We start from the raw sequence: 24814 nt of genomic DNA, 5'->3' as shown, positions 1-24814 counted from the left end.
TGAAGTCGAGGGATCGTGGCGCGTCAACGGACCGTAACTCCGTTGTGATGTCCCTATTTCTGCACACTTGCGGTAGGGCGAGCGGCGGTCTCACCCGCCCTGATCACCCGAAACGCGTGCTTGGCCGGAAAGGCCGCCTCTGACCTGGGACAGGTCGAAACCAGGTGGCGAGCGCGGCCGTACGGGCAGGCGGGGCGGGCGCCGGAGGACGGGTGCGAGCCGTACCGGGAAGGTGACCTTCGCGTTAGGGTGCCGCGGCTAGAGAAACGTCGCGTACTGGTCCAGAACGGGCAGCACCTCGTCGCCCGGCCCGCTGGGCAGCGACAGCACGACCTCCTCGATGCCGAGCGAGGCGTAGTAGTCGAGCTTCCCCTGTGTGGGCAGCGTGCCGAACGGGATGACCCTGGCCGTGGCCGCCACCTCGCGCAGCGCGGGCAGCGCGGCCTTGATCCCCTTGCCCCCTATCGGCATCCATCCGTCGGCGTACTGCGCGACGTGCTCGAACAGCTTGGGCCCCGCCGCGCCGCCGACGTAGACCGGCGGCCCCGACAGCGGCTTGGGCCACGACCACGAGGGCTCGACGCCCTCGAAGGCCGCCACCTCCTGGCTCCACAGCGCCTTCATCGCCAGCACGTTGCGCCTGGCCACCTCTCTCCTGTCCCTGTACGGCACGCCGTGGTTCTCGATCTCCTCGACGTTCCAGCCGAAACCCACGCCGACCGCCACGCGCCCGCCCGACAGGTGGTCGAGCGTGGCGATCGCCTTGGCCGTGACGATGGGCTCGCGCTGGGCGGCCAGCAGGATTCCGGTCCCGAGCGTGATCGTCGAGGTCACGGTGGCGGCCGAGGCCAGCGCGACCAGCGGGTCGAGCGTGCGCCTGTACTCCTCGGCCAGCTGCGGCGTGCCCGTCGGCGGCGGCGTACGGCGGGAGACGGGGATGTGGGTGTGCTCGGGAAGGTAGAGCGAGGAGAAGCCGCGCTCCTCCGCCGCCCTGGCCAGATCGGCGACCGGCATCGCCAGGTCGGTGCTGAACATCGTGACGCCAAGCCGCATGACCGACTCCTTAACCAAGCGATTGCTCGGGACCGTTTCTTAGAGTAGCTTGCCGCTCATGGGATTCGCTGCGGCCGGGGATGTGCGGCTGTTCTACACCGACGACGGCTCGGGTGACACGACGCTGCTGCTCGTGCACGGCTGGGGCGCCGACTCCCACCAGTGGGTCCACCACATCCCCTCCTTCGCCGCGAGATTCCGGGTCATCGCCGTGGACCTTCGCGGACACGGCTACTCGTCGGCTCCGCCGAGCGGCAACAATCCGCCCACCATGGCCGAGGACCTCCTCGCCCTGCTCGACCTGCTCGCCGTCGAGCGCTGCGTGGCCGTCGGGCACTCCATGGGCGGCGTGATCGCCTCCAGGCTCGCCGTCGAACACCCCTCACGGGTCGAGGCCGTGGTCGGAGTCGACCCGGGCTACGGAAGGCCCGACGAGGTCGTCGCCATGGCGGTCGCGATGCGCGAGACCCCCGCCGTGCGCATCGACGAGTGGTGCTACACGCCCGCCTCGCCCGCCTGGCTGCGCGAGTGGCACAGGCGGCGGCTGCTCGCGACACCCCCGCACGTGCTGACCGAGGCGTACGACGCGCTGTGGTCGGGACCCGAGGCGATCGGCTCGCGGGCCGCCGCCGAGCCCTACCTGTCCCGCCGCGAGTGCCCCGTGCTCACCTTCTGGACCGACCCCGCGCAGGCGGCGTGGGAGTCGGACCTGTTCAAGCATCCCGCCTCGCGCACGGTCTGCTGGCAGGGCAGCGGCCACCGGCTGCACGAGGAGCGGCCCGCCGAGTTCACGCTCGTGGTCAACCAATGGCTGAAGGAGATCTCCCGGTGAAGTTCGCGATCTTTCTCAACCCCCAGATCCCCGGTTCCGGGTACGCGGCCGAGGAGAACGCCCGCGCCAGGCGGCCGATCGGGCGGGACACCGAGTCGTACCAGAGGCTGCTGCACGAGGTGCGGGAGATCGCGGTGCACGCCGACAGGATCGGCTTCGACGCGCTGATGATGACCGAGCACCACTTCCATTCGGAGGGGATGGAGTTCTCGGTCAACCCGCTGATGTTCCTGACCGACCTTGCGGCGCGGACGGAGCGGATCCTGCTGGCCCCGCTCGGCCTGGTGCTGCCCGCCTGGGACCCGATCAGGGCGGCGGAGGACGTGGCGCTGCTCGACCAGTTCTCCAAGGGACGGCTGCGGCTCGGCGTGGCGCGCGGCTACCAGAACAGGTGGATGAACGTGCTGGGCCAGCGCTGGCATGCGGCGGCCGCCAGATCGGACGGCTCCTCCAGCGACAACCGCAACTTCGACGTCTTCGGCGAGGTCCTGAAGATCATGAAGATGGCGTGGACGCAGGAGACGCTCCGCTACAAGTCCGACGTCCTCGACTATCAGGTGCCCTATCCCTTCGAGGGCATCGAGGGGTGGCCGGCCACCGAGTGGACGCGGACCTTCGGCGCGCCCGACGAGCTCGACGACGAGGGCAGGGTCCAGGCGGTCAGCGTGTGCCCGAGGCCGTACCAGAACCCGCACCCCGAGCTGTGGCAGCCGTTCACGATCTCCGACCGCTCGGTCATCAGGGCCGCGCAGGAGGACATCATGCCGTGGATGTTCACGCCGAACCCCGACGACCACGCCGCGAAGGCCAAGCTCTACCAGGAGGAGTCGGCCAAGCAGGGCCGCGACTACAAGCTGGGTGAGCACACCGGCATCCTCAAGATCGTGGGAATCGCCGACACCACGGAAGAGGCGATCAACACCTACGGCAAGAAGATCCCCAAGGACTTCGCCGCCTTCTTCGGCCCCTTCGGCTACCTGGAGGTGCTGCGCAAGAAGGAGGACGACAGGCACGAGCCGATCTCACCGGAGAAGGGCGACGTGCGGCGCATGAACGATGTCGAGATGGCGCTGTTCGGCTCGCCCGACGACGTCAAGCGCGGCATCCAGCGCATGCTCGACCGCATGCCCGACCTGGAGTGGTTCGGCCTGTACATGCAGGGCCAGCAGGGCGTGCTCCCCCTCGACACCGTCAAACGCAACCTCGAACTGTTCGCCACCAAGGTCATCCCGGAGTTCCAGTGAGGTTCTGGCTCGGCGCCTCGTTCTGTGACACGAACGAGTTCGTCGAGTTGGCCGTGGCGGCCGAGCAGTGTGGGTTCGACACCTTCACGCTGTCGGACCACCTGTTCTTCGCCGATTTCAGCACGCCGTACCCCTACGGCAGGATGCGATGGACCGCCGAGACGCACTGGCCGGACGTATGGGTGACGATCGGCGCGATGTCGGCGGTCACGACGCGGCTGCGTTTCTCCCCCAACGTCTACATCGCCCCCGCCCGCGACCTGATCACCGTGGCCAAGCAGGTGTCGACGGCCGCCGTGCTGTCGGGCGACAGGGTGAGCTTCGGGGTCGGCGTGGGCTGGTGCAAGGAGGAGTTCGCCGCCACCGGTCAGGACTTCCACACGCGCGGGCGCAGGCTCGACGAGATGCTCCCGCGCCTGCGCGAGCTCTGGTCGGGCGCCCAGGTCGAGCTGCCGGGACTGCCGCCGCTGTCGATGTCGCCGGCGCCCGCCGCGCCGATCCCGATCTACGTGGGCGGCGACAGCGAGGCGGCGCTGCGCAGGGCGGCCAGGGCAGGAGACGGCTGGATCGGCAACCGGATCTACACCGAGGAGCAGATCGACGCGGTCCTCGCCGACCTGCGCCGCTATCTGAAGGAGTACGGCAGGCCCGAGGACGCACTGGAGATCGTCGCCCCGCTGGCCGTGCTCCCCGACGCCGCCACCTACCGGCGCTTCGCCGACAAGGGCATCACGGCCACGATGGCCGCGCCCTGGTGGCTGTGGCCAGGCGAGCCCAAGGTCGCCACGATGGAGCGCTTCGCCGAGGAGGTCATCTCTAAGATGTGATCTCGGTAGGGTCCACGCCCAGCTCGGCCAGTGCCTGGGCCACGACGTCGCGCGGGGCGGCCTCCACCACGCCGATCCTGGTCAGCGCGGCGATCCCGAGATAGCTGCTGTACCCGGCGACCACCCTGTCCCTGGCCGTGGGGGCGGGCTGGCCCAGCTCCTCCAGCGCCGCCTGCATGACGTCGAGCCTGCGGGTGCTGACCCTGCGCGCCACGCCTGCGACGAAGGGGTCGTCGGCCGCGCTGATCAGCCTGAAGGAGATCGCCGCGTCGGCGGGGTCGGCGAAGGCCAGCTCCAGCAGCGCGCGCATGCGCGCCCCCGGCTCCTCGATCGTCTCGAGTTCGGCGATCACCTGCTCGGTGCGCGACTCCCAGAGCGCGAGAGCCGCCGCGACCAGTGCCTGCCTGTTGGCGAAGTGCCAGTAGAAGCTGCCCTTCGACACGCCCAGCCTGGCCGCCACGGCTTCTACCGCGACGGCTGCCAGGCCGCCCTCCACGAGCGCGTCCAGCGCCGCCTTCGCCCAGTCGTCCGCCGTCAACCGACCCATCCGGCCAGCCTTCCATACGATGCCGTACAGTCTGACCATACGCCACCGTATGGAAGGTCGCCCATGCCCACGCTCGCTGACCGCTACATCCCCGTCCCCGAACACGCCGAGCGGCACTCGATCGTCATCCGCGCCCCGAGGGAACGGGTCTGGGCCGCCGTCCAGGACCTGCGCCCGAGCGACATCAAGGCGGCCAGGCCGCTCTTCGCCGCTCGCGACGTCATCTCCCGCCTGCTCCACGGGCACGCCCAGAGCGACCTGCCGAGCTTTGCCGTCCTGGCCGAGGAGCCCGGCAGGGAGGTCGTGCACGGGGTGGTCGGGCAGTGGTGGCGGCTGGGCGCCGCCGCCAACCTCACCGTCGCCGACTTCGAGACCTTCGACAGCCCCGGGTACGGCAAGGCCACCTTCGGCTTCCTGCTGACCGACCTCGGCGGTGGGCGGACGCGCCTGACCACGGAGACCAGGGTGGTGACCACCAGCCCCGACGCGCGCCGCGCCATGGCCCGCTACTGGCTGGTGATCAGGTTCGGCAGCGGCCTGGTCCGCAGGGCGATGCTGGGGGCGGTGAAGCGCAGGGCGGCGGGCCGATAGCCTCGTCCCATGCTGGAAGAGATCACGGCGACCCGCTACGTGACCCCGTTGCGCGAGGGCGGGTCGCTGCCAGGCGTGGTGGAGGCCGACGACCTCGGCACCTACGCCGTGAAGTTCCGCGGCGCGGGTCAGGGGCCCAAGGTGCTGGTGGCGGAGGTCATCTGCGCCGAGCTGGCCAGGGCGCTCGGGCTGCGCACCCCCGAGCTCAAGCTCATCGAGCTCGATCCCCAGATCGGCCTGCGCGAGCCCGACTTCGAGATTCAGGCCCTGCTCCAGGCGAGCGAGGGGCTCAACCTCGCCGTCGACTTCCTGCCGGGCGCGCTGGGGTTCGACCCGCTCTCGTGGCAGCCCGACGCCGCGTTCGCCGCCGAGGTGCTGTGGTTCGACGGCCTCATCCACAACGTCGACCGCAGCTGGCGCAACCCCAACCTGCTGGTCTGGCACCACGACACCTGGCTCATCGACCACGGCGCCGCGCTGTGGTTCCACCACAGCTGGAAGAGCGCCGACCCGCAGCGGCCCTTCGACGCCGGCGACCACGTCCTCGCGCCTTTCGCCACCGACGTCTCCGCTGCTGGCGACAGGCTGGCCGAGAGGGTCACCAGGGAGCTCCTCTCGTCGATCACCGCTCTGGTGCCTGACGAGTGGCTGGAGGACGACGTGTTCGACTCGGCGCAGGCCGCGCGTGAGGCCTACGTCGAGCACCTGCTCGCCCGCGCCCACGGCCCTCGGGCCTGGCTGCGCATGGCGGGCGAGACGCCCGCGAGGCCGAAGAGCGGCCCCAGCTCGGTCGGCGCGTTCTGGAAGCAGGGAGACAAGTGATGCAGCGCGACGTCTACGAGTACGCCGTCATCCGCGTCATCCCGCAGATGGAGCGCGGGGAGCAGATCAACGTCGGGATCCTGCTCTACTGCCAGCCGCGCGCGTACCTGTGCGCCCGCGTCGAGCTCGACGAGGCCCGCCTGCGCGCCCTCGACCCGGCCGCCGACGCCGCCCAGGTTCGGCAGGCGCTGTCGGCCTACGAGCTGGCGTGCGGCGACGAGGCGGGCCCGCTGGTGCGCGAGTCCCTCGGCAGCAGGTTCCGCTGGCTGACCGCCCCTCGCAGCACGGTGGTGCAGACCTCGGCCGTGCACGCCGGCCTCACCTCCGACCCCGACGCCGAGCTGGCCAGGCTCTTCGACCGCCTGGTCCGCCTCTGACCGAGCGGCTCACACCTCGACGGTCATGCCGCCCACCGCGACCGCGATCTCGTCGCGGAAGCTTGTGCCCGCGGCCTTCACGGCGGCCTCGGGGTCCGTGCCCGGCCACAGATGCGTCAGCAGCAGCCGTCCCACCCCCGCCTCGGCGGCCTGCTGCCCGGCCTGGAAGGCGCTGGTGAGGTAGCCCGCGTCGTCGGGCGGCATCTGGTCGGGATAGGTCGCCTCGGCGATCAGGAGGTCGCTGTCACGAGCCAGCGCGACCAGGTCGGGGCTCGGGCCGCCGTCTCCTGTGTAGGTGACCGACGTGCCGCCCGCCCGCACCCGCACGGCGGCGTTGGGCACCCAGTGCGGCAGCAGCGCCGTGTCGACCGTGAAGGGGCCGAAGGCCAGCCGGTCGCCGGCCTCGAACTCACGCACCTGGTAGGCCTCCTCCAGCATGCCCGGCCTGTCCAGGGACAGGACCGCCGACAGCGCGCCTGGCAGGGCGTGGATCGGCAGCGGCGGCGGCCTGTGCCCGCCCAGCGCCCTCGCCCTCAGCAGCGGGTTGAGATCCGCGCAGTGGTCGGGATGTCCGTGGCTGATGACGACCGCGTCGACCTGCTCGGCGGTCGTCGTCTCCAGCAGGCGTGGCAGCGCCGCGTAGCCCAGGTCGAGCAGCAGTCTGAAGCCGTCGTGCTCCACCAGGAACCCGCTGCAGGCCTGTCCCGCGGTGGGCCAGGCGCCGCACCCTCCCAGCACAGTGATCCTCATGAGCCCGATGATGCCATCGAGTGCGGGGAGCCGGCGCGCCCTCGGCGTCGCCGGCTCCCCTCCGTGCCGTCCTGTCATGCGCCGCTGTCCGGCTGTTCAGAGCCTGACCAGCATCTTGCCGACGTTGCCTCCTCGCATCATGTCGAGGAAGGCCGCGGGCGCCTGGGCGATGCCCTCCGCCACGGTCAGCTCGGTGTGCAGCGAGCCGTCCGCCAGCCAGCCCGCCGCCTTGCCGATCCACTCGGGGAACAGGTGGAAGTAGCTGTTGATCAGCATGCCGCGCAGGTTGGCGTCCTTGGCCGCCAGCGAGAACAGGTTGGCGGGGCCGGGGACGGGTGAGGTGGCGTTGTAGGTGCTGATCGCGCCGACCAGCGCGATCCTGCCGCCGTGCCGCAGGGCGTCGATGGCGGCCACCAGGTGGTCGCCGCCGACGTGGTCGACGTAGACGTCGACGCCGTCGGGCGCGGCCTCGGCCAGCTGGGCGGCGAGCGAGCCCGCCCGGTAGTCGATGGCCGCGTCGTAGCCGAACTCCTCGACCAGCTTCTTGGCCTTCAGCGGTCCGCCCGCCGAGCCGATGACCCTGGCCGCGCCCAGCTTGCGGGCCAGCTGACCCGCGATGCTGCCCACCGCTCCCGCCGCCGCCGAGACCAGGACGACGTCGCCCTGCCGTACGGGGGCGACCTCGGTCAGCGCGGCGTAGGCGGTCAGGCCCGTGGTGCCGAGCGCGCCCAGGTAGGCCTCGGCGGGGGCCAGAGCGGTGTCGACCACGGTGGCGGCGGCCGCGTCCATGACGGCGTACTCACGCCAGCCGAGGAAGTGCACGACGGTCGCGCCGACGGGGACGCCGGCCGAGCGGGAGGCGACGACCTCGCCGACCGCCGAGCCGTCCATGGGGGCGCCGAGCTGGAACGGCGGCAGGTACGACTCGACGTCGTCCATCCGCTCGCGCATGTAGGGGTCCACGGACATCCAGGTGTTGCGGACCACGATCTGGCCCTCTTCGGGCTCGGGGACGGTGGTCTCCACCAGCTCGAAGTGCTGAGGAGCGGGCTCGCCGACGGGGCGGGCTGCCAGGCGGATCTCACGGCTCGCGGTCATGGTGTCTCTCCTTGTTCGGCCGGTCTCGCTGACCGGTGGGACCACTGTGCCGAGCACCGCGCACGATCGGCTGGGGGTCGGCTGGGGGCGGCCGGGGGTACGGCCGGGGCGCCGCGGGAGCTCGGCGATCCGCCCGCGGGGCACGGCGCCGTCGAGGGATCGCCGCCGGGGTCCCGGGGCTGTGCGAGGGTGGCCACTCAGGGGTGTTTCAGGGTGGTCCCTGAAGGCGTCGCTCCCTGCCTGTAGGAGAGTTGGCTCTCGTGAAGACGAAGAGGACGATCGTGATCGCGAGCCTGGTCGGGCTCGGGGCGGCCCTGACGGGATGCGGCGGGCTGGGCGCGAAGGAGCGGGAGAGCGTCAGCTACGACGTCACCGACAAGGTGGCGGCGCTGAGGGTGGAGGCCGATTCGGGCACCGTCGAGGTGGTGGAGTCGGACCGCAAGGGGATCCACGTGACCGAGACCCTCGTCTGGAACAAGAACAAGCCCACCACGAGCCACGTGGTGAAGGGCGACACGCTGGCGCTGTCGTTCACCTGCCCGATCTCGGTGGGGATCAACTCGGGCTGCGACGTGAGCTACCTGGTCGAGGTGCCGAAGGGCCTGCTGGTGGACGCCGAGACCGACTCCGGCCAGATGACGCTGACCGGCCTGTCGGGCGAGGTGAAGGCCAAGAGCGACTCGGGCGCGATCGAGGCCGACCGGCTGACCGCCAAGCAGGTCCTCGCGGAGACCGACTCGGGCGACACGAAGCTGGTGTTCACCGCGCCGCCCGACAAGGTGGAGACCAGAAGCGACTCCGGCTCCAGCGAGGTGCGCGTGCCGAAGGGGCCCTACCACGTCACGGCCGAGACCAGCTCGGGCGACAAGGAGATCGCGGCGATCCACGACGACTCCGCCGCCAGGACGATCGAGATGAGCAGCGACTCGGGCCGCCTGGAGGTCGCCGCCTCCTAGCTAGTAGAACTAGGCGTCCGTCCGGCGGAAGGCGGCGGCGTTGGCCGCGGCCCACTCCGCGAAGGGCCTGGGCGGACGGCCGGTGACCTGCTCGACGGTGGGCAGCACGGGCGACTCGTCGAGGTTGCCCGCGGCGAAGAAGTCGAAGAAGGCGTCGACGTACATCTGCGGCATGGCGGCGCTCATCTGGGCCCTGGCCTCCTCGTCGGAGAGCCCGACGAAGGTGAGGTCGCGTCCCAGCACCTCGCCGAGCAGGCGCACTCTGTCGGCGGGCAGCAGTGACTGCGGCCCCGTGAGCGGGTAGACCTGCCCCTCGTGTCCGTCGGTCAGGAAGGCCGTGGCGGCGACCGCGCCGATGTCGAGGGGGTCGATGGCGGCCACCCGAACGTCGGGGAAGGCGTCCTTCACCACGTCGCCCGCCCTCAGCTGGTCGAGCCAGCGGAAGGTGTTGGCGAAGAAGGTGCGCGGGCGCAGGATCGTCCACGGCACGCCCGACTCGCGGACCATGGCCTCCGACTCGATGTGGTAGCGAGAGACGGCGTTGGCCGGGTTGCCCGTCTCGGCGGCGCTCGCCGACAGCAGCACGACGCGCTCCACGCCCGCCTTGGCGATCTCCGCCAGCGTCGCGGCCATGTTGTCGTAGCCGCTGAGCAGGAAGACCCCCCGCACCCCCTCCAGCGCCGCCGCGACGGAGGCGGGGTCGTTGAGGTCGCCTGTGGCGAGTTCGGCCGGCAGGTCGGCCTGCCGCCTGACCAGCGCGCGGACCGGCGCACCCGCCTCGGCGAGCGCGCCTACGACGGCCCTGCCCGCGTTTCCTGTGGCTCCAGTGACGAGGATCATGAAAAAGAGCCTAGAACAGGACAGACATGAACGTGTCGACCTCATGGAAGCCGACCCTTCTGTAGACGGCCCTGGCCGCGTGGTTGAAGTCGTTGACGTACAGCGAGACGACTGGAGCGAAGCAGGAGAGCGCCGCCTCCACCACCGCCGCCATGCCCGCCACCGCGTGACCCTGGCCGCGCAGCGCGGGGTCGACCCAGACGCCCTGGATCTGGCAGGCCTGCGGGGTGACGGCGCCGACCTCGGCCTTGAACACGACCTTGCCGTCGTCGATGCGCGCGTAGGAGCGGCCGATGCGGATCAGCTCGGCCACCCGCGTGCGGTAGAGCGCGCCGCCGTCACCCCCGTTGGGCGAGATGCCCACCTCTTCGGTGAACATCGCCACGCAGGCGGGCAGGAGGATGTCGAACTCCTCGGGACGCACCCGCCGTACGAGCGGGTCGGCGGGATACGGGGACTTCTGGGTGGTCGCCATGACCGGCTGCGACCAACGGATGGCCCTGGCCCGCCCCCAGTGCGGCTCCAGCCGCTCCCACAGCAGCTCGACCGCGGGGGCGGGGCCGACGATGGACGAGCATCGGCGGCCCTGCTTGCGCGCGCGGTCGGCGAAGGCGTGCACGGCCTCGGGCCCGGCGTTGACCGGCACCAGATTTGCTCCGGCGTAGCAGAGCGAGGTGAGCGCGCCGCGCGGCCCGAACCCCCACATCTGCCCGCCCAGGCGCGTCGGGTGCAACCCGACGCTCCTGACCCGTGAGGCGACGAAGACGTTGGCGACAGGGTTGGTGTCGAGAAGTGCGAGCACTTCGTCCCTGTCGCTGTCGTCGAGCACGCGCGACGCCGATGTACGCAGCATCACACCGGCCAGCCTACGCGACCTGCCCCGTTTTGACATGAACCACGCCCAGCTATCGACGGCCGAGCGCCTCCATCAGACGCAGGTGCGGCGCGTCTCCCGCCGCCATCCGCTCCATCGGCGTCGGTTCCGGCACGCCGGGGCAGTTCGCCCGCGCGGAGGGCAGCGAGCCGTCCTCGAGGTAGCGGAACAGGTGCTGGTCCACGCACCCGTCGCCGCCCAGCGCGACGCCGTGGTTGCCACCCGGCACGACGAGCATGCGGGCGCTGGGGAACAGCCCGCGCATGTTCACCGCCCCCTCGTACGGCGTGGCGGCGTCGCGCCGCGACTGGATCATCAGGATCGGCGGCAGCTCACGGGCCGCCCTGAGCGTCACGGGCGTCCCTGCCGGCGTGGCCCAGAACGCGCACGGCGCGTTGTACCAGGCGTTGGGCCAGGTGAGGAAGGGCGCGACGCGGTGCAGCCTGGCCATGTCGGTCCGCCAGGTCGTCCAGGTGCGCGGCCACGAGGCGTCGGTGCACTGCACGCCCAGGTAGACCGCGTAGCCGTTCTCGTCCTCCGCGCTGTTCTGGCCGTGCTGCTTCCACACCTCGACCAGGCCCTGCACGTCACCCTGGCGCACGTACCTCGACCAGGCGCCCGCCAGGCTCGGCCACATCTGGTTGGCGTACCCGCCGAGGGTGAACAGGTCGTCGAGCTCGCTCGCCCCCACCTTTCCACCTGCCGCTCTGGCGGCCAGGCGATGGCGCATGGAGTAGTAGGCGAAGGAGGTCTCCTTCACCGTACGGCCCAGCCGGTAGACCGCGTTGTGCTTGGCCGTCCAGGCGAGGAAGTCGCGGTGACGCCGTTCGAAGGCGAGGTTCTGGGCGAGGTTGGCCTTGTACCAGACACCCTTGGGGTCGACCGTGCTGTCGAGCACGAGGCGCTTGAGCCTGCCGGGGAAGAGCGAGGCGTAGACGGCGCCGAGGTAGGTGCCGTAGGAGTAGCCGAAGTAGCTGATGCGCTCCTCCCCGAGCGCAGCCCTGATGGCGTCCATGTCGCGGACGGTGTTCTCGGAGGTCAGATGCGGCAGCATCCACGCCCACATGTTGCCGCAGCGGGCCGCGTACTCCTGGGCCCTGCCGAGCAGCACCCTCTCGGCCGCGAAGCTTCTCGGCACCTGGTCGGGGCGGGGCGCCGAGAAGTACTTGGCAGGATCGACGCAGCGCAGGGCAGGCTCGCTCTTGCCGACCCCGCGCGGGTCGAAGCCGACCACGTCGTAGCGGGCCGCCAGGCCAGGCGGCAGCGCCGAGGCTACATGCGTGGCCAGGGCGAGCCCCGAAGCACCCGGGCCGCCGGGGTTGACCAGCAGCGTGCCCAGGTGGTTGGCGTCGCGGGAGACCGATCCCTTCACCCTGTTGAGCGCCAGCTTGATCTTCTGGCCGTAGGGATCACGGTGGTCGAGAGGCACCCGCAGAGTGGCGCACTCCACCCCCGGCTGCTCCGGCTCGACCTCCGGCCGATCGATGATCCCGAGACTGCCCAGGACACGGGCGGCGAGCGAAGGCTGCTTCACACACGGTCCCCAGACCACCCCGGAGCCCGCGTTCGCCTCGGCGCTTCCCGCCCCGCCCAGCCCGGCGACCAGCAGCGCCAGTCCGGCGCCAATCCCGACAAACCGCTTCACCCTGTCGTCTCCTCTGCTCATAGGACAGGGAGATACTCCCCTGCGCTGTCATTTGACTACTGTGCGCATGGGTGATTGCTTGCCAACGTGTAATGCTCTCATTGCTCTGCGTAGCCATGGTGATGTGTCCTTCGGGCCAGGACGAGGACGCAGACCGTGGCGACGGCGGCGAGGGCGGCCAGCGCGAGGCACACCGCGCGAAGGGCAGAGGTGAAGGCCACGCCTTCCATGCTGCCTCCGCTGAGCGCGGCCAGCATCGCGCCCACGGCCGCCAGCGCCACGGTCTCGCTGGTCAGGCGCGCGGTGTTGAACAGGCCTGAGGCGGCCCCCGCCCGCTCAGGCGGGAGGCTGGCGATGGCCAGCCCGTCGAGCACCCCGTTGGACAGCCCCACGCCGATGCCGACCAGCGCGAACGGCGCCAACAGTGTCATGAGCGTGCTGTCGGGCCCGATGGTGACCAGAAGCAGCGCTCCCGACCCGCTCACCGCCACACAACCGGCGACGGTCGCCACGGGACGCCGCCTGGCAAGCGCCGCCCCTGCCGGGGGAAGGACGACCGAGGGAACGGTCAGCATGAGCAGCCAGAGCCCCGCCTGCGCGGGCTGGAGGCCGACGACCGAGATCAGGTACGAGGGGAGGTAGACCACCAGCGGCACGAGGATGCCCATGAGGGCCCCCGCCGCCACCGAGAACGCCAGGAACCTCCTGTCGGCGACGAGACCGGTCTCGATCATCGGAAAGGCCACGCGGCGCTCCACGACGACGAAGGCCGCGGCCAGCACCAGCGCCGCGGCGAACGAGCCGACGATGATCGGGCTGCCGAAGCCCATGGCGGGGCCCTCGTCCAGGGCGAAGATCAGCACCAGCAGGGCGGAGGTGAACAGGGCCGCGCCCGCCCGGTCGACCCCGCGTCCACCCGCTCCGCGCATGGCGGGCAGCGCGGGCACGAGCGCCAGGGCCAGCGCGGAGATCGCCGCGGGCACGGCGAACACCGCCCGCCAGCCCAGCCACTCCACCAGCAGGCCGCCCGCCGTGGGGCCGAGGGCGAGCCCCGCCCCGAGCGCCGCGCCGAGCAGGCCGAAGGCGCGCGCTCTGGCCTGGCCGTGGAAGGTCGCGGCGAGGATCGAGGTCCCGCCGGTGGTCGCCGCCGCCGCGCCGACCCCGCCGACGGCCCGCACGAGGTCGAGCAGCAGGATGTCGGTCGCGGCCGCGCCCGCCACGCCGCTCGCGCAGAACAGCGCCACGCCCCAGGCGAAGACCCGCCTGCGGCCCAGGACGTCGGTCAGCGAGCCCGCGAACACCAGGAAGGCGGCGAAGCAGGCGTTGTAGCTGTTGACCACCCACTGGGTCGCGGCCAGGCCGGCGTCCAGGTCGGCCCTGATGCCGGGCAGCGCGACAGAGGCGCCCGTGATGGACAGGGGAAGGGTGATGAGGGCAAGAAGAATGATGACGAGTGTTCGTCGCACCGCGCGCTCCGTGTGTCGAGCATGGAGCCGGGCAGCGGTAAAGGCCGCACCGGCGACTGACGCTGATGCGGCGGCTCAGAGTGGGATCACGCCGCCGCTAGGGGCGGCGCACTCTGTCCGACTCGGGCATGTCTGCCTTTCACTGGCACGATGAACGCTCGGTTTTCTACCGGACCAGGCTCCCGGCCGTCAACTTCTCTGCCTCATGACAGCCACTGCCCCATGACGACGTTGTCTCATGACGACCTCTGCGCCACGACGGCCGGCACGCGGCCAGGCTCCCCGGCGTTCCGTGACGCCGGGGGCGGGGCGGTGAGGACGGGGCGGTGGGGGCGGGCGGTGGGGGCGGCGGGCCCCTGCGGACTCAGCCGACGACGACCTGCGGGCCCGGGACCTCGTCGTCGAGGTCGACCTCGACGCCCATCTGCTCGGCGATGCGCAGCGCCTCCTCGATCAGCGTCTCGACGATCTGCGACTCGGGGACGGTCTTGATGACCTCGCCCTTCACGAAGATCTGCCCCTTGCCGTTGCCCGAGGCGACCCCGAGGTCGGCCTCGCGCGCCTCGCCCGGGCCGTTGACGACACAGCCCATGACCGCGACGCGCAGCGGCACCTTCATGCCCTCCAGGCCCGCCTGGACCTGCTCGGCGAGGGTGTAGACATCGACCTGGGCGCGCCCGCACGAGGGGCAGGAGACGATCTCGAGACCCCGCTCGCGCAGCCCGAGAGACTCGAGGATCTGGGCGCCGACCTTGACCTCCTCGACGGGAGGCGCCGACAGCGAGACGCGGATGGTGTCGCCGATGCCCTCGGCCAGCAGCGCGCCGAACGCGACGGCCGACTTGATCGTGCCCTGGAAGGCGGGGCCCGCCTCGGTGACGCCGAGGTGCAGCGGGTAGTCACACTGCCTGGCCAGCTGCCGGTAGGCGTTGATCATGACGACGGGGTCGTTGTGCTTGACCGAGATCTTGATGTCGCGGAAGCCGTGCTCCTCGAACAGCGAGCACTCCCACAGCGCCGACTCCACCAGCGCCTCGGGCGTGGCCTTGCCGTACTTCTGCAGGAGCCTGGGGTCGAGCGAGCCCGCGTTGACGCCGATGCGGATCGGCACGCCGGCGTCGGCGGCGGCCTTGGCGATCTCACCGACCTTGTCGTCGAACTTCTTGATGTTGCCGGGGTTGACGCGGACGGCCGCGCAGCCCGCTGCGATGGCGGCGAAGACGTACTTCGGCTGGAAGTGGATGTCCGCGATGACGGGGATCTGGGACTTCTTCGCGATGATCGGCAGCGCGTCGGCGTCGTCCTGCGAGGGGACGGCGACGCGCACGATCTGGCAGCCCGAGGCGGTGAGCTCGGCGATCTGCTGGAGAGTCGCGTTGATGTCGGCGGTGACCGTGGTGGTCATCGACTGGACCGAGACCGGAGCGTCGCCTCCCACCGGCACGCTGCCGACCATGATCTGACGGGAGTGGCGCCGCTCGGCCAACGGCTTCGGACGGACCGACGGGATGCCCAGTGCTACGGAAGTCACGTCCTCCAGTCTAGGCAGCGACAGGGACCGTCCGGTTACGCCGTCGAGAACATCCGCTTCGCCGCCTCCCGGGCCCATGCGTCAGCCGCTAGAACCTCTTCCACCGATTCGGCCGCAGTCGCCCTGTGCTGTTCGACGACCTTGGCGACAGTGTCGACGATTGCGAGGAAGGGAAGTCTGCCTTGCTGGAAAGCCTCGACGCACACCTCGTTCGCCGCGTTGTAGACGGCCGGAGCGGTGCCGCCCTCCTCGCCGACGTGCCTGGCGAGTGCGACGGCGGGGAAGGCCTCGTCGTCGAGCGGCTCGAAGGTCCAGGTGTGCGCCGTGGTCCAGTCGACGGCATGGGCGGCGCCTGCGACCCTTCGGGGATGGCCGAGCGCGAGCGCGATCGGCAGGCGCATGTCAGGCGGGCTGGCCTGGGCGATGGTGGAGCCGTCGACGAACTCCACCATCGAGTGGATGATCGACTGCGGGTGCACCACCACCTGGATCCTGTCGAAGCCGATGTCGAAGAGCAGGTGCGCCTCGATCACCTCCAGGCCCTTGTTGACCAGCGTGGCAGAGTTGATCGTGATGACCGGCCCCATGGACCAGGTGGGGTGCGCCATCGCCATCTCGGGCGTCACGTCGGCCAGCTCCGAGCGCCTGCGCCCGCGGAAGGGCCCGCCGCTGGCGGTGACGACGAGCCTGCGCACCGCCTCGGGGTCGTGGCCCGACGGGCCTGCCGCCCACAGCGACTGCTGCAGCGCGGAGTGCTCGGAGTCGACGGGCAGGATCTGCCCCGGTTTGGCCAGCCGCTTGACCAGCGGCCCTCCGATGATCAGCGACTCCTTGTTGGCCAGGGCGAGCGTGTGGCCCGCCTCCAGCGCGGCGAGGGTGGAGGTGAGCCCGAGCGCGCCGGTGATGCCGTTGAGCACGACGTCGGCCGGCATGGCCGCCACCTCGGCGACCCCCTCGGGGCCTCCCAGCACGGTGACCCCCGGCAGCGCCTGCCTCAGCACGGGCACGGCCGCCGCGTCGGCCACCGCCACCACCTTCGCGCCCGTCTCGACGGCCTGCCTGGCGAGCAGGTCGGTCCTGCCTCCGCCCGCGGCGAGGGCGGCGACGGTGAACCGCCCAGGGTTTCGGGCGATGACGTCGAGGGCCTGGGTGCCGACGGAACCGGTCGATCCGAGCACGGTCACGGAGCGGGAGAGGTCTGAGTCCACGGCCCCATTGTTCCGCATCCGCCGCAACGCCTGTTAATCAGGGGAATTGAAGTAAATAAATGTCCGAATAACGCTATATCGTTCTACGCAATTAGCGAGAAATCTGGATATTGGTGCCGCTAGCTTCCAACCTCAGTTCCGGTCAATGGAGGTACGCATGCACCGCAGACTCGCTCTGCTTTCCATCCTCACCCTCGCCACCGGCGCCGCCGCGCTCCCAGCGGCGGCGGCTCAGGCGGGAGCGGGACCGAAGCCGGTCGCCGAGGAGGCCGCCGACACCAAGACCGAGCAGAAGGCGGTCACGCAGTACTGGACGCCGGAGAAGATGGAGGAGGCCCAGCCGCTCACGCCTCCCGCGCCCAAGTCCGGCGGCAAGTACGGCGCTCCAGGCGAGCCCACCACCGGCATCCCGTGGGAGGCCCCGCCGACCAGTTCGGCGCCCGGCCAGCCGCAGGCGGCCAAGGCCAGCTCGGGCACCGCGTGGACGGGCGGCGGCGCGATCACCAAGACCGCGGGCCGCGTCTTCTTCACCTACCAGGGCCGCAACGCCTCGTGCTCGGGCAACGCGGTGACCAGCGCGAACAAGAGTGTCGTCATGACCGCGGGGCACTGCGTCAAGATGGGCGGCGCCTTCCACACCAACTGGGTCTTCGTCCCCGGCTACGACAAGGGCGCGAGGCCGCACGGCACCTGGGTGGCCAGCAAGCTGCTCACCACCCCGCAGTGGGACGCGCGCGAGGACATCAACCACGACGTCGCCGCCGTGGTCGTGGCCCCGCTGCAGGGCAAGGCGCTGACCGACGTCGTCGGCGGCCAGGGCGTGGCCTTCAACCAGGGCAGGCGCCAGCAGATGCACTCCTTCGGCTACCCGGCCGCCGCGCCGTACGACGGGTCGAAGCTGATCTACTGCAGCGGCAGGGCCTTCGACGACTTCCTGATGTCGAAGGACCACGGGCTCACCTGCAACATGACGGGCGGCTCCAGCGGCGGGCCCTGGTTCGTGAGCTTCGACGAGAAGACCGGGCTCGGCACGCAGAATTCGGTGAACAGTTTCAAGTACAACTTCGCGCCCAACTGGATGTTCGGCCCGTATTTCGGCGCCGAGGCCCAGGCTGTCTACAACGCCGCGCAGAACACGAACGCACTCTGAGCTGATTTACCGAAAGTAGTCACAACAACACACCTAGTAGTGCAGACTCGTGGGTCATGACCTCGAGCCTCCCCCTGCTTGCGTCCGTTCCACTCGTCGCAGGCATGTTGGGCGCGGCCCTGATCGGCGCCACGCCCGTCCAGCACGCATCGAAGCCGGTCGCGCCGGTCCCTGCCCAGCAGGAGGACGTCGTCGAGCACGTGGCAGCTCGCAGTTCTGACGAGCAGCGCCGCGTGCTCGACTACTGGACCCCCACCAGGATGTCGAAGGCGCTGCCGATCGACCTGCTCGACACGGTGGCCAAGACCGCCCTCCCCAAGGACGGTGGCCTGCTGAGCGGCCTGTCCAACAGGGCGGGCCTCGCCACCGCGCCCGAGCTCTCCGGAGCCGCGGGCAGGATCGTCACCCCCCGCAGGCAGTCCGCCAGGCCCACCGCCACGACCAGCGGCTCGCGCTGGGGCACGGGCGGCCTCGTCACCCGCACCACCGGCAGGGTCTTCCTCACCATGGACGGCGTCGACTTCGTCTGCTCGGCCAGCACCGTCAAGAGCGCCAGCAAGGACCTCGTCGTCACCGCGGGCCACTGCGTCAAGGACGGCAAGGGCGCGTGGGCCGGCAACTGGACCTTCGTGCCGGGCTACGAGCCCGGTGGCGGCAAGCCGTACGGCTCCTACACCGCCCGCAGGATGTTCGTCGCGGGGCCGTGGTCCCGTTCGGCCGACGACAGCTACGACGTCGGCATGGTGGCGCTCAACACCTCGAACGGCCGCCACGTCGCCGACGTGGTGGGCACGCAGGAGATCGCCTTCAACTCCTCGCGCGGCGGCCAGGTCTACGGCTTCGGCTTCCCCGCCGACCCGCCGTTCGACGGTGAGAACCTCATCTACTGCTCGGGGCAGGTCCGCGACGATCCCTACGGCCAGACGCGCGACCAGGGCCTGCGCTGCGACATGACCGCGGGCTCCAGCGGCGGTCCCTGGCTGTCCTCCTTCGACGTCACCACCGGGCGCGGCAGGCTCACCTCGGTCAGCAGCTTCAAGTACAGCAACGACCGCGGCACCATGTACGGCCCCTACTTCGGCGACTCGGCCAAGGCGCTGTTCGCCACCGCCGAGCGGGCCTGACCGTCGCGTCACACGCTCGAAACACGGAGGTCGTTATCCTGCCGCGCATGCGGATAACGTCAGAGAACTCCGAGTCGCCGCAGGTCGTGGAGCTGTGCGCGGAGCAGCAGGCCGAGCTGGCCTGGCGGCAGCGCGACGTCGTCGACGACACCCCCAAGCACCTCGACCCCCGCATCTCCTTCCTGCTGATGCGGTCGGACGAGCTGGCGGTGGGTTGCGTGGGGCTCCAGCCGCTGGAGCCCGGCGTGGGCGAGGTCAAGCGGATGTACGTCAGGCCCGGCCACCGCGGTCGCGGCCTGTCCAGGACGCTGCTGGCGGAGGTGGAGAAGCTCGCCGCCGAGCGCGGCATGCACACGCTCAGGCTCGAGACCGGCCGCCTGTTCGAGGAGGCGATCGGCCTCTACACCTCCGCCGGCTACGCCTCGATCCCGCGCTTCGGCGACTACGTCGACTGCGCCGAGAGCGTCTGCTTCGAAAAGCACCTCTAGCGCCTCGATCATCCTGGCGGGGGCCTGCCCGCCGGTGATCGAGCAGTCCGTCTCGGCGTAGAGCGCGCTCGTCCACGCCGCCCACCGCCTGCGCGGGGGACTGTCCAGGGCGCGGTGAAGGCTGAGACACCGGTTGGCTGAATGACCAGTCAGTGGGTAGTGTTCCGACATGAGAATCCTTCTTGTGGGAGCCGGCGGCGTCGGCTCCGCCGTGGTCCCCATCGCCGCTCGCCGAGATTTCTTCGAACACATCGTGGTCGCCGACTCGAAACAGGACCGGGCGGCCGCGGCCGCCGCCAAGGCCGGCGACGCCCGGTTCAGCGCCATCCAGCTCGACGCCTCCGACAGGGCCGCCGTGGTCGCCGCGTTGCGCGAGCACCGGTGCGACGTGCTGTTCAACGCCGTCGACCCGCGCTTCACCATGCCGCTGTTCGAGGCGGCGCTGGAGGCGGGGACGCACTACCTCGACATGGCGATGTCCCTGTCCAGGCCGCATCCGCGCGCGCCGTACGAGCTGACAGGCGTGAAGCTCGGCGACGAGCAGTTCGCGAAGGACGCCGAGTGGCGCGCCGGCGGAAAGCTGGCGCTGGTCGGGATGGGCGTCGAGCCCGGCCTGGCCGACGTGTTCGCCAGGTACGCCGCCGACCACCTGTTCGAGAGCATCGAGGAGCTGGGTGTCAGGGACGGCTCGAACCTGGTCGTCGAGGGCTACGACTTCGCGCCCACCTTCTCCATCTGGACGACGATCGAGGAGTGCCTCAACCCGCCGGTGGTGTGGGAGGACGGCCGGTGGCGCACGACCGAGCCGTTCAGCGAGCCGGAGGTGTTCGACTTCCCCGAGGGCATCGGCCCCGTGGAGTGCGTGAACGTGGAGCACGAGGAGGTGCTCCTGGTCCCGAGGTGGATCGACGCCAAGCGGGTGACGTTCAAGTACGGCCTGGGCGAGGAGTTCATCGGCGTCCTCAAGACCCTTCACAAGCTCGGCCTCGACGGCACCGACAAGGTGCGGGTGGGCAAGGAGGAGGTGGCGCCGCGCGACGTGGTCGCCGCGAGCCTGCCCGACCCCGCCACGCTGGGCGAGCGCATGCGCGGCAAGACCTGCGCGGGCACGTGGGTGAAGGGCACCGGCAAGGACGGCAGGCCGCGCGAGGTCTACCTGTACCACGTGGTCGACAACGCCTGGTCGATGAGGGAGTACGGCGCGCAGGCCGTGGTGTGGCAGACCGCCATCCACCCGGTGGTGGCGCTGGAGCTGGTGGCCAGGGGCGTGTGGAGGGGCGAGGGCGTGCTGGGCCCCGAGGCGTTCGACGCGGTGCCCTTCCTCGACCTGCTCACCGAGTACGGCTCGCCGTGGGGTCTGCGCGAGCAGACGGCGTCCCGGGCCGCCTAGCGCGAGGGAAGGCCCACGACGGTGGCGGGCATGGCAGGAAGCAGCGCCTCGGCGCAGTCGGGGCAGGCCAGCACACGAGAGCTGTCGGGCAGGCGCCCGACGTGCACCCTGGGCCTCGGCCACCGTTTGTGGCACACCACGCAGGCGTCGCCGTCGCGCTGCGCGAAGCTCAGCCCCTCAGGGTCGAACGTCGCCATGCCGAGCCAGTCCATCACGCTCCTCGCAGTCACCGCTCGTGGTCATACCGGAACCGTTATAGCCGGATGATCGTTGAGCGCACTGCCAAGCAATGGTGAAAACTCGGCGATGGCGATACGCAAAAACGGGCATCCAGCCGCAAGCCGGATGCCCGATTTTCGCGAGGTTAGGCCGACAGCGCCTTCTCGAGGATGGCCAGGCCCTCTTCGAGCAGGTGCTCGGGCATCACGAGCGGCGGCAGGAAACGCAGCACGTTGCCGTAGGTGCCGGCGGTCAGCACGAGCAGACCCTCGGCGTGGCACCTGCGGACGATCTCCGCCACGACCTCGGGGTTGGGCTCCTTGGTGCCGGGCTTGACCAGCTCGATCGCGATCATCGCACCGCGCCCGCGGACGTCGCCGATGACGTCGAAGCGCTCCTGCATCGCGCGCAGCCTCGGCAGCATGATCTCGCCGATGCGGCGCGCCCTGGCGACCAGGTCCTCAGACTCGATGGTCTCCAGCACGCCCAGCGCGGCCTCGCAGGCCAGCGGGTTGCCGCCGTAGGTGCCGCCCAGGCCGCCCGCGTGCACCTTGTCGAGCAGGTCGGCGCGGCCGGTGACGGCGGCCAGCGGCAGACCGCCCGCGATGCCCTTGGCGGTGGTGATGATGTCGGGGACGATGCCCTCGTCCTCACAGGCGAACAGCTGCCCGGTGCGGGCGAAGCCGGTCTGCACCTCGTCGGCGATGAAGACGATGCCGTTCTCGCGGCAGTACTCCGCGATGCGCGGCAGGAAGCCCTTGGCGGGCTCGATGAAGCCGCCCTCGCCCGCGATCGGCTCGATCACGACGGCGGCCACGTTGCCCGCGCCGATCTGCTTGTTGATCGCGTCGATGGCCTGGGCGGCGGCCTCCTCGGCGCAGTTCTCCGGACCTGTCGGCCAGCGGTAGGGGTAGGCCAGCGGCACCCTGTACACCTCGGGCGCGAAGGGACCGAAGCCCTGCTTGTAGGGCATGTTCTTGGCGGTGAGCGTCATGGTGAGCAGCGTGCGCCCGTGGTAGCCGTGGTCGAAGACCACGACGGCCTGCCTGCCGGTGGCAAGGCGCGCCACCTTGACCGCGTTCTCCACGGCCTCGGCGCCGCTGTTCACCAGGAACGTGCGCTTCTCGTGGTCGCCGGGGGTGAGCTCGTTGAGCTTCTCGCACACCTCGACGTACGACTCGTACGGCGTGACCATGAAACAGGTGTGCGTGAAGTCGGCCACCTGCCTGCTGACCCGCTCGACCACGCGGGGAGCGGCGTTGCCCACGCTGGTGACGGCGATGCCGGAGCCGAAGTCGATCAGGGAGTTGCCGTCGATGTCGACGACCACGCCGCCACCGGCCCTCGTCACGAAGACGGGCAGCGTGGTGCCGATGCCGGGCGGCACCGCCGCCTGCTTGCGCGCGAGCAGCTCCCGCGACTTCGGCCCTGGGATCTCGGTGACGAGGCGACGCTCCTGCGGAAGCGCCGGGCCTCCCTGATATGTGCTCATACCGTGACGGTACGGCGGGCGGCGCCCAACGCCGATGTGTCGCGATGGCACAATGGGCACAGCTCGCTTTGCCGGAATGGACAAACACTCGATGGCGCCTTCTCTGCAGACCGTGGTGCGCCGCATGCGGCTGCGCCCGCTGGCCGGTTCGCTCGACCGTCCCGTTCGCTGGGTCGCGGTCAGCGAGCTCGAGGATCCCACGCCGTTCCTCGAGGGCGGCGAGCTGGTGCTGACCACCGGCATGCGGCTGACCTCGGGCTTTTCGGCCTACGTGGGCAGGCTGGTGGAGCGCGGGGTGGCGGGGCTCGGGTTCGGCGTCGGCCTGACCCACGACGACGTGCCGGCCGAGCTGGTCGAGGCGGCCATGGCGGCGGGCCTGCCGCTGCTCGAGGTGCCGCGCGAGACCCCGTTCATCGCGATCGGCAAGACGGTCAGCGAACTGCTGGCGGCCGAGCAGTACGACGAGATCAGCAGGGCGTTCGCCGCGCAGGGCAGGCTCACGCGGGCGGCGCTGCAGCCCGAGGGCACGCACGCGGTGATCGACAGACTGGCCAAGGAGGTGGGCGGCTGGGCCGCCCTGATCGGCGAGTCGGGCGAGGTCGCGCACGCCACCCCTGACGCCCGCCTCGACACCGTGCTGCCCGCGCTCGACCGGCTGCGCCGCGGCTCTCACCGGCAGGAACCCGCCGAACGCCCGCTGTCCAGCGTGGCGCTGTCGTCGCCGGGAGAGCACGTGATCGTGCAGCCGCTCAGCGGCACCTCCAGGCGCATCAGGGGATTCTTCGCCGTCGGCGCTCCGCACCCCTTCTCCCCCGTCGCGCACACCGTCGTCAACGCCGCGGGCTCGCTGCTCACCCTCGCGCTGGAGCAGGGCAGGTCGCAGCTGGCGGCGGAGAGAGGGGTGCGCGCGGCCGTCCTGACCCTGCTGCTGGCGGGAGAGGTGGAGCGGGCGCGGGCGGCGCTGGCCCCGATGGGAGGGCGGCTGCCCGCCGAGCCCGTCACCGTGCTGGCGGCCGACGGCGAGACGCTGGAGGCCATGGATCCGCGCACGTTCACCACCGAAGGTCTCGCGCTGGTCGAGGAGGTGCCGCCGGGGCTCGAGGGGCCCGTCGGGGTGAGCTCGCCCGTGCCGTACGGCGAGCTCGACAGCGCGATCGAGCAGGCGGGCCGCGCGCTCGAGGCGGCGCGCAAGGCCGAGGGCGGCACGGTGAGGTTCGCCGACCTGGCGGGCCAGGGCCTGCTGGCCCTGCTCGACCCCGCGGCCGCGCACGCCTTCTCCTCGGCGCTGCTCGCGCCGCTCAACGAGTACGGCTCACGCGCCGACCTCGTCGAGTCGCTGCGCGCCTACCTCGGCGCCAACGGCCACTGGGACGCGGCCGCCCAGCGCCTCGGCGTGCACAGGCACACGCTGCGCTACCGGATGAAGCGCGTCTCCGAGCTGCTCGGCCGCGACCTCGACGATCCGGGGGTGCGCGCCGAGCTGTGGATCGCGCTCAGCTCTTGCCCGCCAGGTAACAGCAGATCGTCGCGGTCGTGACCGCCTCGTAGGTGCGGCCGTCGCGCAGGTGGCCGGCCCGTTCGAGGCTGATCGCGCCCTGCGCCGCCGCCCACAGCGCGTCGGCGATCTTCCGAGGCTGCGTGGGCACGAGGTAGCCGGCCGAGATGCAGTCGGAGATCACCCTGTCGAGGATGTTGAGCGCGGCGCGGGCCAGGGTGCGCGCCCGCTCGCTCGGCTCGAATGCGGGGATGGCCCGCTCGAACATCAGCGTGTAGAAGCCGGGCTCGGCCAGGCACGCCTCGCGGTAGGCGGGGCCGAGCGCGGTGAGGTACTCGAAGGGGTCCTTCCTGGCGGGCACCGCCTCGAGAAAGCGGCGGAAGCGCTCGAAGCCCTCCAGGTAGAGCGCCTCGGCCAGGCCCTCCCTGCTGCCGAACATCGTGTAGATGACCGTGGTGGAGCAGCCCGCCTCTGTCGCGATCCTGCGCATGGACAGGCTGTCGGGCCCTTCGCGGGTCAGCAGGGTCACCGCCACCTCGAGGGTGCGGCCGCGCAGCCGGTCGTGGGAGGTCCGTTCACCCAGCAGGTAGGCACCTTGAAGCCCCAGCGGCGCAGACGTGGTCATGGGGCCATGCCTTTCATGCTCGGGGGAACCGCACCAGGAGGACTTAGCCAGTAAGGAGATCGCTCAAACCACTCGACAAGCTAAACATCCTGAAATAGCACTACATCTGTTACACACGGCTTTGTTCGGAACGGCCTGCCGGCACCCCCGCTGTTGTGCAACGTGGAGAA

The 24814-nt window shown here is 70.7% G+C and carries 25 protein-coding genes; 12 read left to right on the top strand and 13 right to left on the bottom strand.

Annotated features, from left to right (window positions below; translation table 11 throughout):
• Nucleotides 1–258: 258 nt before the first annotated feature.
• Entirely contained in the window at nt 259–1053 is a 795-nt protein-coding gene (locus ABFX50_RS30500; protein ID WP_346151098.1) for a TIGR03619 family F420-dependent LLM class oxidoreductase, read from the bottom strand.
• Nucleotides 1054–1111: 58 nt separating this feature from the next.
• Here ABFX50_RS30500 and ABFX50_RS30495 point away from each other — a divergent pair, with 58 nt between their 5' ends.
• The 3 genes from ABFX50_RS30495 to ABFX50_RS30485 are packed head-to-tail and all read left to right on the top strand — an operon-like array spanning nt 1112 to nt 3956.
• Nucleotides 1112–1885, top strand: a complete 774-nt coding sequence (locus tag ABFX50_RS30495; RefSeq protein WP_346151096.1) for an alpha/beta fold hydrolase — start codon at nt 1112–1114, stop codon at nt 1883–1885.
• On the top strand, nt 1882–3129 hold the full coding sequence (locus ABFX50_RS30490; protein WP_346151094.1) for an LLM class flavin-dependent oxidoreductase: 1248 nt from the start codon (nt 1882–1884) through the stop codon (nt 3127–3129). Before ABFX50_RS30495 ends, ABFX50_RS30490 begins: the two co-directional genes overlap by 4 nt.
• Nucleotides 3126–3956 carry a TIGR03619 family F420-dependent LLM class oxidoreductase gene (locus ABFX50_RS30485; RefSeq protein ID WP_346151092.1) on the top strand — a complete coding sequence of 277 codons (831 nt, stop codon included), beginning with the start codon at nt 3126–3128 and terminating at the stop codon, nt 3954–3956. The genes ABFX50_RS30490 and ABFX50_RS30485 overlap by 4 nt, the downstream gene beginning before the upstream one ends.
• On the opposite strand, the gene ABFX50_RS30480 is transcribed toward ABFX50_RS30485, so the two are convergent.
• The gene (locus ABFX50_RS30480; RefSeq protein ID WP_346151090.1) at nt 3946–4503 is read right to left on the bottom strand and encodes a TetR/AcrR family transcriptional regulator; all 558 of its coding nucleotides are present in this window, start codon (nt 4501–4503) and stop codon (nt 3946–3948) included. The two genes, ABFX50_RS30485 and ABFX50_RS30480, sit on opposite strands and share 11 nt — an antisense overlap.
• A gap of 63 nt (nt 4504–4566) precedes the next feature.
• Here ABFX50_RS30480 and ABFX50_RS30475 point away from each other — a divergent pair, with 63 nt between their 5' ends.
• Genes ABFX50_RS30475 through ABFX50_RS30465 form a run of 3 tightly spaced genes read left to right on the top strand, consistent with a single transcriptional unit; the run spans nt 4567 to nt 6293 of the window.
• Nucleotides 4567–5094 (top strand): SRPBCC family protein, encoded by a 528-nt coding sequence (locus tag ABFX50_RS30475; RefSeq protein ID WP_346151088.1) that lies wholly within the window; start codon nt 4567–4569, stop codon nt 5092–5094.
• 9 nt (nt 5095–5103) lie between these two features.
• Nucleotides 5104–5916, top strand: a complete 813-nt coding sequence (locus ABFX50_RS30470; RefSeq protein WP_346151086.1) for a HipA family kinase — start codon at nt 5104–5106, stop codon at nt 5914–5916.
• Entirely contained in the window at nt 5916–6293 is a 378-nt protein-coding gene (locus ABFX50_RS30465) for a DUF3037 domain-containing protein (RefSeq protein WP_183648439.1), read from the top strand. Before ABFX50_RS30470 ends, ABFX50_RS30465 begins: the two co-directional genes overlap by 1 nt.
• A 9-nt stretch (nt 6294–6302) precedes the next feature.
• Here ABFX50_RS30465 and ABFX50_RS30460 read toward each other — a convergent pair whose 3' ends face one another.
• Together ABFX50_RS30460 and ABFX50_RS30455 are read right to left on the bottom strand one after the other, a co-directional pair.
• Nucleotides 6303–7043: an MBL fold metallo-hydrolase gene (locus ABFX50_RS30460; RefSeq protein WP_346151084.1), complete on the bottom strand. Its 741-nt coding sequence runs from the start codon at nt 7041–7043 to the stop codon at nt 6303–6305.
• 96 nt (nt 7044–7139) lie between these two features.
• Nucleotides 7140–8141: an NADP-dependent oxidoreductase gene (locus ABFX50_RS30455; protein ID WP_346151082.1), complete on the bottom strand. Its 1002-nt coding sequence runs from the start codon at nt 8139–8141 to the stop codon at nt 7140–7142.
• A gap of 260 nt (nt 8142–8401) precedes the next feature.
• Here ABFX50_RS30455 and ABFX50_RS30450 point away from each other — a divergent pair, with 260 nt between their 5' ends.
• Nucleotides 8402–9097: a DUF4097 family beta strand repeat-containing protein gene (locus ABFX50_RS30450; protein WP_346151080.1), complete on the top strand. Its 696-nt coding sequence runs from the start codon at nt 8402–8404 to the stop codon at nt 9095–9097.
• A gap of 9 nt (nt 9098–9106) precedes the next feature.
• Here ABFX50_RS30450 and ABFX50_RS30445 read toward each other — a convergent pair whose 3' ends face one another.
• The 6 genes from ABFX50_RS30445 to dxr all read right to left on the bottom strand — a co-directional run bounded on the left by ABFX50_RS30445 (nt 9107) and on the right by dxr (nt 16679).
• On the bottom strand, nt 9107–9937 hold the full coding sequence (locus ABFX50_RS30445) for an NAD(P)H-binding protein (protein WP_346151078.1): 831 nt from the start codon (nt 9935–9937) through the stop codon (nt 9107–9109).
• Nucleotides 9938–9947: 10 nt separating this feature from the next.
• On the bottom strand, nt 9948–10790 hold the full coding sequence (locus ABFX50_RS30440; protein ID WP_346151318.1) for a GNAT family N-acetyltransferase: 843 nt from the start codon (nt 10788–10790) through the stop codon (nt 9948–9950).
• A gap of 52 nt (nt 10791–10842) precedes the next feature.
• The gene (locus tag ABFX50_RS30435) at nt 10843–12456 is read right to left on the bottom strand and encodes an alpha/beta hydrolase (protein ID WP_346151076.1); all 1614 of its coding nucleotides are present in this window, start codon (nt 12454–12456) and stop codon (nt 10843–10845) included.
• A 98-nt stretch (nt 12457–12554) separates the two neighbouring features.
• Entirely contained in the window at nt 12555–13922 is a 1368-nt protein-coding gene (locus ABFX50_RS30430; protein WP_346151074.1) for an MFS transporter, read from the bottom strand.
• Nucleotides 13923–14286: 364 nt separating this feature from the next.
• Nucleotides 14287–15453, bottom strand: coding sequence for a flavodoxin-dependent (E)-4-hydroxy-3-methylbut-2-enyl-diphosphate synthase (gene ispG, locus ABFX50_RS30425; RefSeq protein WP_346151072.1), 1167 nt, complete (start codon nt 15451–15453; stop codon nt 14287–14289).
• 35 nt (nt 15454–15488) lie between these two features.
• Nucleotides 15489–16679 carry a 1-deoxy-D-xylulose-5-phosphate reductoisomerase gene (gene dxr, locus ABFX50_RS30420; protein ID WP_346151071.1) on the bottom strand — a complete coding sequence of 397 codons (1191 nt, stop codon included), beginning with the start codon at nt 16677–16679 and terminating at the stop codon, nt 15489–15491.
• 139 nt (nt 16680–16818) lie between these two features.
• On the opposite strand from dxr, the gene ABFX50_RS30415 reads away from it, so the two are divergent.
• The 4 genes from ABFX50_RS30415 (at nt 16819) to ABFX50_RS30400 (ending at nt 20813) form a co-directional block, all read left to right on the top strand.
• On the top strand, nt 16819–17811 hold the full coding sequence (locus ABFX50_RS30415; protein ID WP_183648471.1) for a trypsin-like serine peptidase: 993 nt from the start codon (nt 16819–16821) through the stop codon (nt 17809–17811).
• A gap of 104 nt (nt 17812–17915) precedes the next feature.
• Entirely contained in the window at nt 17916–18935 is a 1020-nt protein-coding gene (locus ABFX50_RS30410; RefSeq protein WP_346151068.1) for a trypsin-like serine peptidase, read from the top strand.
• A 47-nt stretch (nt 18936–18982) separates the two neighbouring features.
• Nucleotides 18983–19423: a GNAT family N-acetyltransferase gene (locus ABFX50_RS30405; RefSeq protein ID WP_346151067.1), complete on the top strand. Its 441-nt coding sequence runs from the start codon at nt 18983–18985 to the stop codon at nt 19421–19423.
• A gap of 169 nt (nt 19424–19592) precedes the next feature.
• Nucleotides 19593–20813, top strand: a complete 1221-nt coding sequence (locus tag ABFX50_RS30400) for a saccharopine dehydrogenase family protein (RefSeq protein ID WP_346151065.1) — start codon at nt 19593–19595, stop codon at nt 20811–20813.
• Here ABFX50_RS30400 and ABFX50_RS30395 read toward each other — a convergent pair.
• Together ABFX50_RS30395 and gabT are read right to left on the bottom strand one after the other, a co-directional pair.
• Complete coding sequence (locus tag ABFX50_RS30395) at nt 20810–21025, bottom strand: hypothetical protein (RefSeq protein ID WP_346151316.1); 216 nt, start codon at nt 21023–21025, stop codon at nt 20810–20812. The two genes, ABFX50_RS30400 and ABFX50_RS30395, sit on opposite strands and share 4 nt — an antisense overlap.
• Nucleotides 21026–21177: 152 nt before the next feature.
• On the bottom strand, nt 21178–22524 hold the full coding sequence (gabT, locus tag ABFX50_RS30390; protein WP_346125340.1) for a 4-aminobutyrate--2-oxoglutarate transaminase: 1347 nt from the start codon (nt 22522–22524) through the stop codon (nt 21178–21180).
• A gap of 91 nt (nt 22525–22615) precedes the next feature.
• On the opposite strand from gabT, the gene ABFX50_RS30385 reads away from it, so the two are divergent.
• Nucleotides 22616–24061: a PucR family transcriptional regulator gene (locus ABFX50_RS30385; RefSeq protein ID WP_346151063.1), complete on the top strand. Its 1446-nt coding sequence runs from the start codon at nt 22616–22618 to the stop codon at nt 24059–24061.
• Here the strand turns inward: ABFX50_RS30385 and ABFX50_RS30380 are convergent.
• Nucleotides 24018–24644 carry a TetR/AcrR family transcriptional regulator gene (locus ABFX50_RS30380; RefSeq protein WP_346151061.1) on the bottom strand — a complete coding sequence of 209 codons (627 nt, stop codon included), beginning with the start codon at nt 24642–24644 and terminating at the stop codon, nt 24018–24020. The two genes, ABFX50_RS30385 and ABFX50_RS30380, sit on opposite strands and share 44 nt — an antisense overlap.
• Nucleotides 24645–24814: the final 170 nt, after the last annotated feature.

It is taken from the genome of Nonomuraea recticatena, assembly GCF_039533245.1.
GTDB classification, from domain to species: domain Bacteria; phylum Actinomycetota; class Actinomycetes; order Streptosporangiales; family Streptosporangiaceae; genus Nonomuraea; species Nonomuraea roseola.
The sequence above is the reverse complement of the archived record's forward strand: the minus strand, read 5'-3'. Positions and strand labels throughout refer to the sequence as shown.

Coding starts and splice junctions, on each gene's coding strand:
- ABFX50_RS30500 (WP_346151098.1), bottom strand. CDS start 1,053: ATGCGGCTTGGCGTCACGATGTTCAGCACCGACCTGGCGATGCCGGTC.
- ABFX50_RS30495 (WP_346151096.1), top strand. CDS start 1,112: ATGGGATTCGCTGCGGCCGGGGATGTGCGGCTGTTCTACACCGACGAC.
- ABFX50_RS30480 (WP_346151090.1), bottom strand. CDS start 4,503: ATGGGTCGGTTGACGGCGGACGACTGGGCGAAGGCGGCGCTGGACGCG.
- ABFX50_RS30475 (WP_346151088.1), top strand. CDS start 4,567: ATGCCCACGCTCGCTGACCGCTACATCCCCGTCCCCGAACACGCCGAG.
- ABFX50_RS30470 (WP_346151086.1), top strand. CDS start 5,104: ATGCTGGAAGAGATCACGGCGACCCGCTACGTGACCCCGTTGCGCGAG.
- ABFX50_RS30465 (WP_183648439.1), top strand. CDS start 5,916: ATGCAGCGCGACGTCTACGAGTACGCCGTCATCCGCGTCATCCCGCAG.
- ABFX50_RS30460 (WP_346151084.1), bottom strand. CDS start 7,043: ATGAGGATCACTGTGCTGGGAGGGTGCGGCGCCTGGCCCACCGCGGGA.
- ABFX50_RS30455 (WP_346151082.1), bottom strand. CDS start 8,141: ATGACCGCGAGCCGTGAGATCCGCCTGGCAGCCCGCCCCGTCGGCGAG.
- ABFX50_RS30445 (WP_346151078.1), bottom strand. CDS start 9,937: ATGATCCTCGTCACTGGAGCCACAGGAAACGCGGGCAGGGCCGTCGTA.
- ABFX50_RS30440 (WP_346151318.1), bottom strand. CDS start 10,790: ATGCTGCGTACATCGGCGTCGCGCGTGCTCGACGACAGCGACAGGGAC.
- dxr (WP_346151071.1), bottom strand. CDS start 16,679: ATGCGGAACAATGGGGCCGTGGACTCAGACCTCTCCCGCTCCGTGACC.
- ABFX50_RS30415 (WP_183648471.1), top strand. CDS start 16,819: ATGCACCGCAGACTCGCTCTGCTTTCCATCCTCACCCTCGCCACCGGC.
- ABFX50_RS30410 (WP_346151068.1), top strand. CDS start 17,916: ATGTTGGGCGCGGCCCTGATCGGCGCCACGCCCGTCCAGCACGCATCG.
- ABFX50_RS30405 (WP_346151067.1), top strand. CDS start 18,983: ATGCGGATAACGTCAGAGAACTCCGAGTCGCCGCAGGTCGTGGAGCTG.
- ABFX50_RS30400 (WP_346151065.1), top strand. CDS start 19,593: ATGAGAATCCTTCTTGTGGGAGCCGGCGGCGTCGGCTCCGCCGTGGTC.
- ABFX50_RS30395 (WP_346151316.1), bottom strand. CDS start 21,025: ATGGACTGGCTCGGCATGGCGACGTTCGACCCTGAGGGGCTGAGCTTC.
- gabT (WP_346125340.1), bottom strand. CDS start 22,524: ATGAGCACATATCAGGGAGGCCCGGCGCTTCCGCAGGAGCGTCGCCTC.
- ABFX50_RS30385 (WP_346151063.1), top strand. CDS start 22,616: ATGGCGCCTTCTCTGCAGACCGTGGTGCGCCGCATGCGGCTGCGCCCG.
- ABFX50_RS30380 (WP_346151061.1), bottom strand. CDS start 24,644: ATGACCACGTCTGCGCCGCTGGGGCTTCAAGGTGCCTACCTGCTGGGT.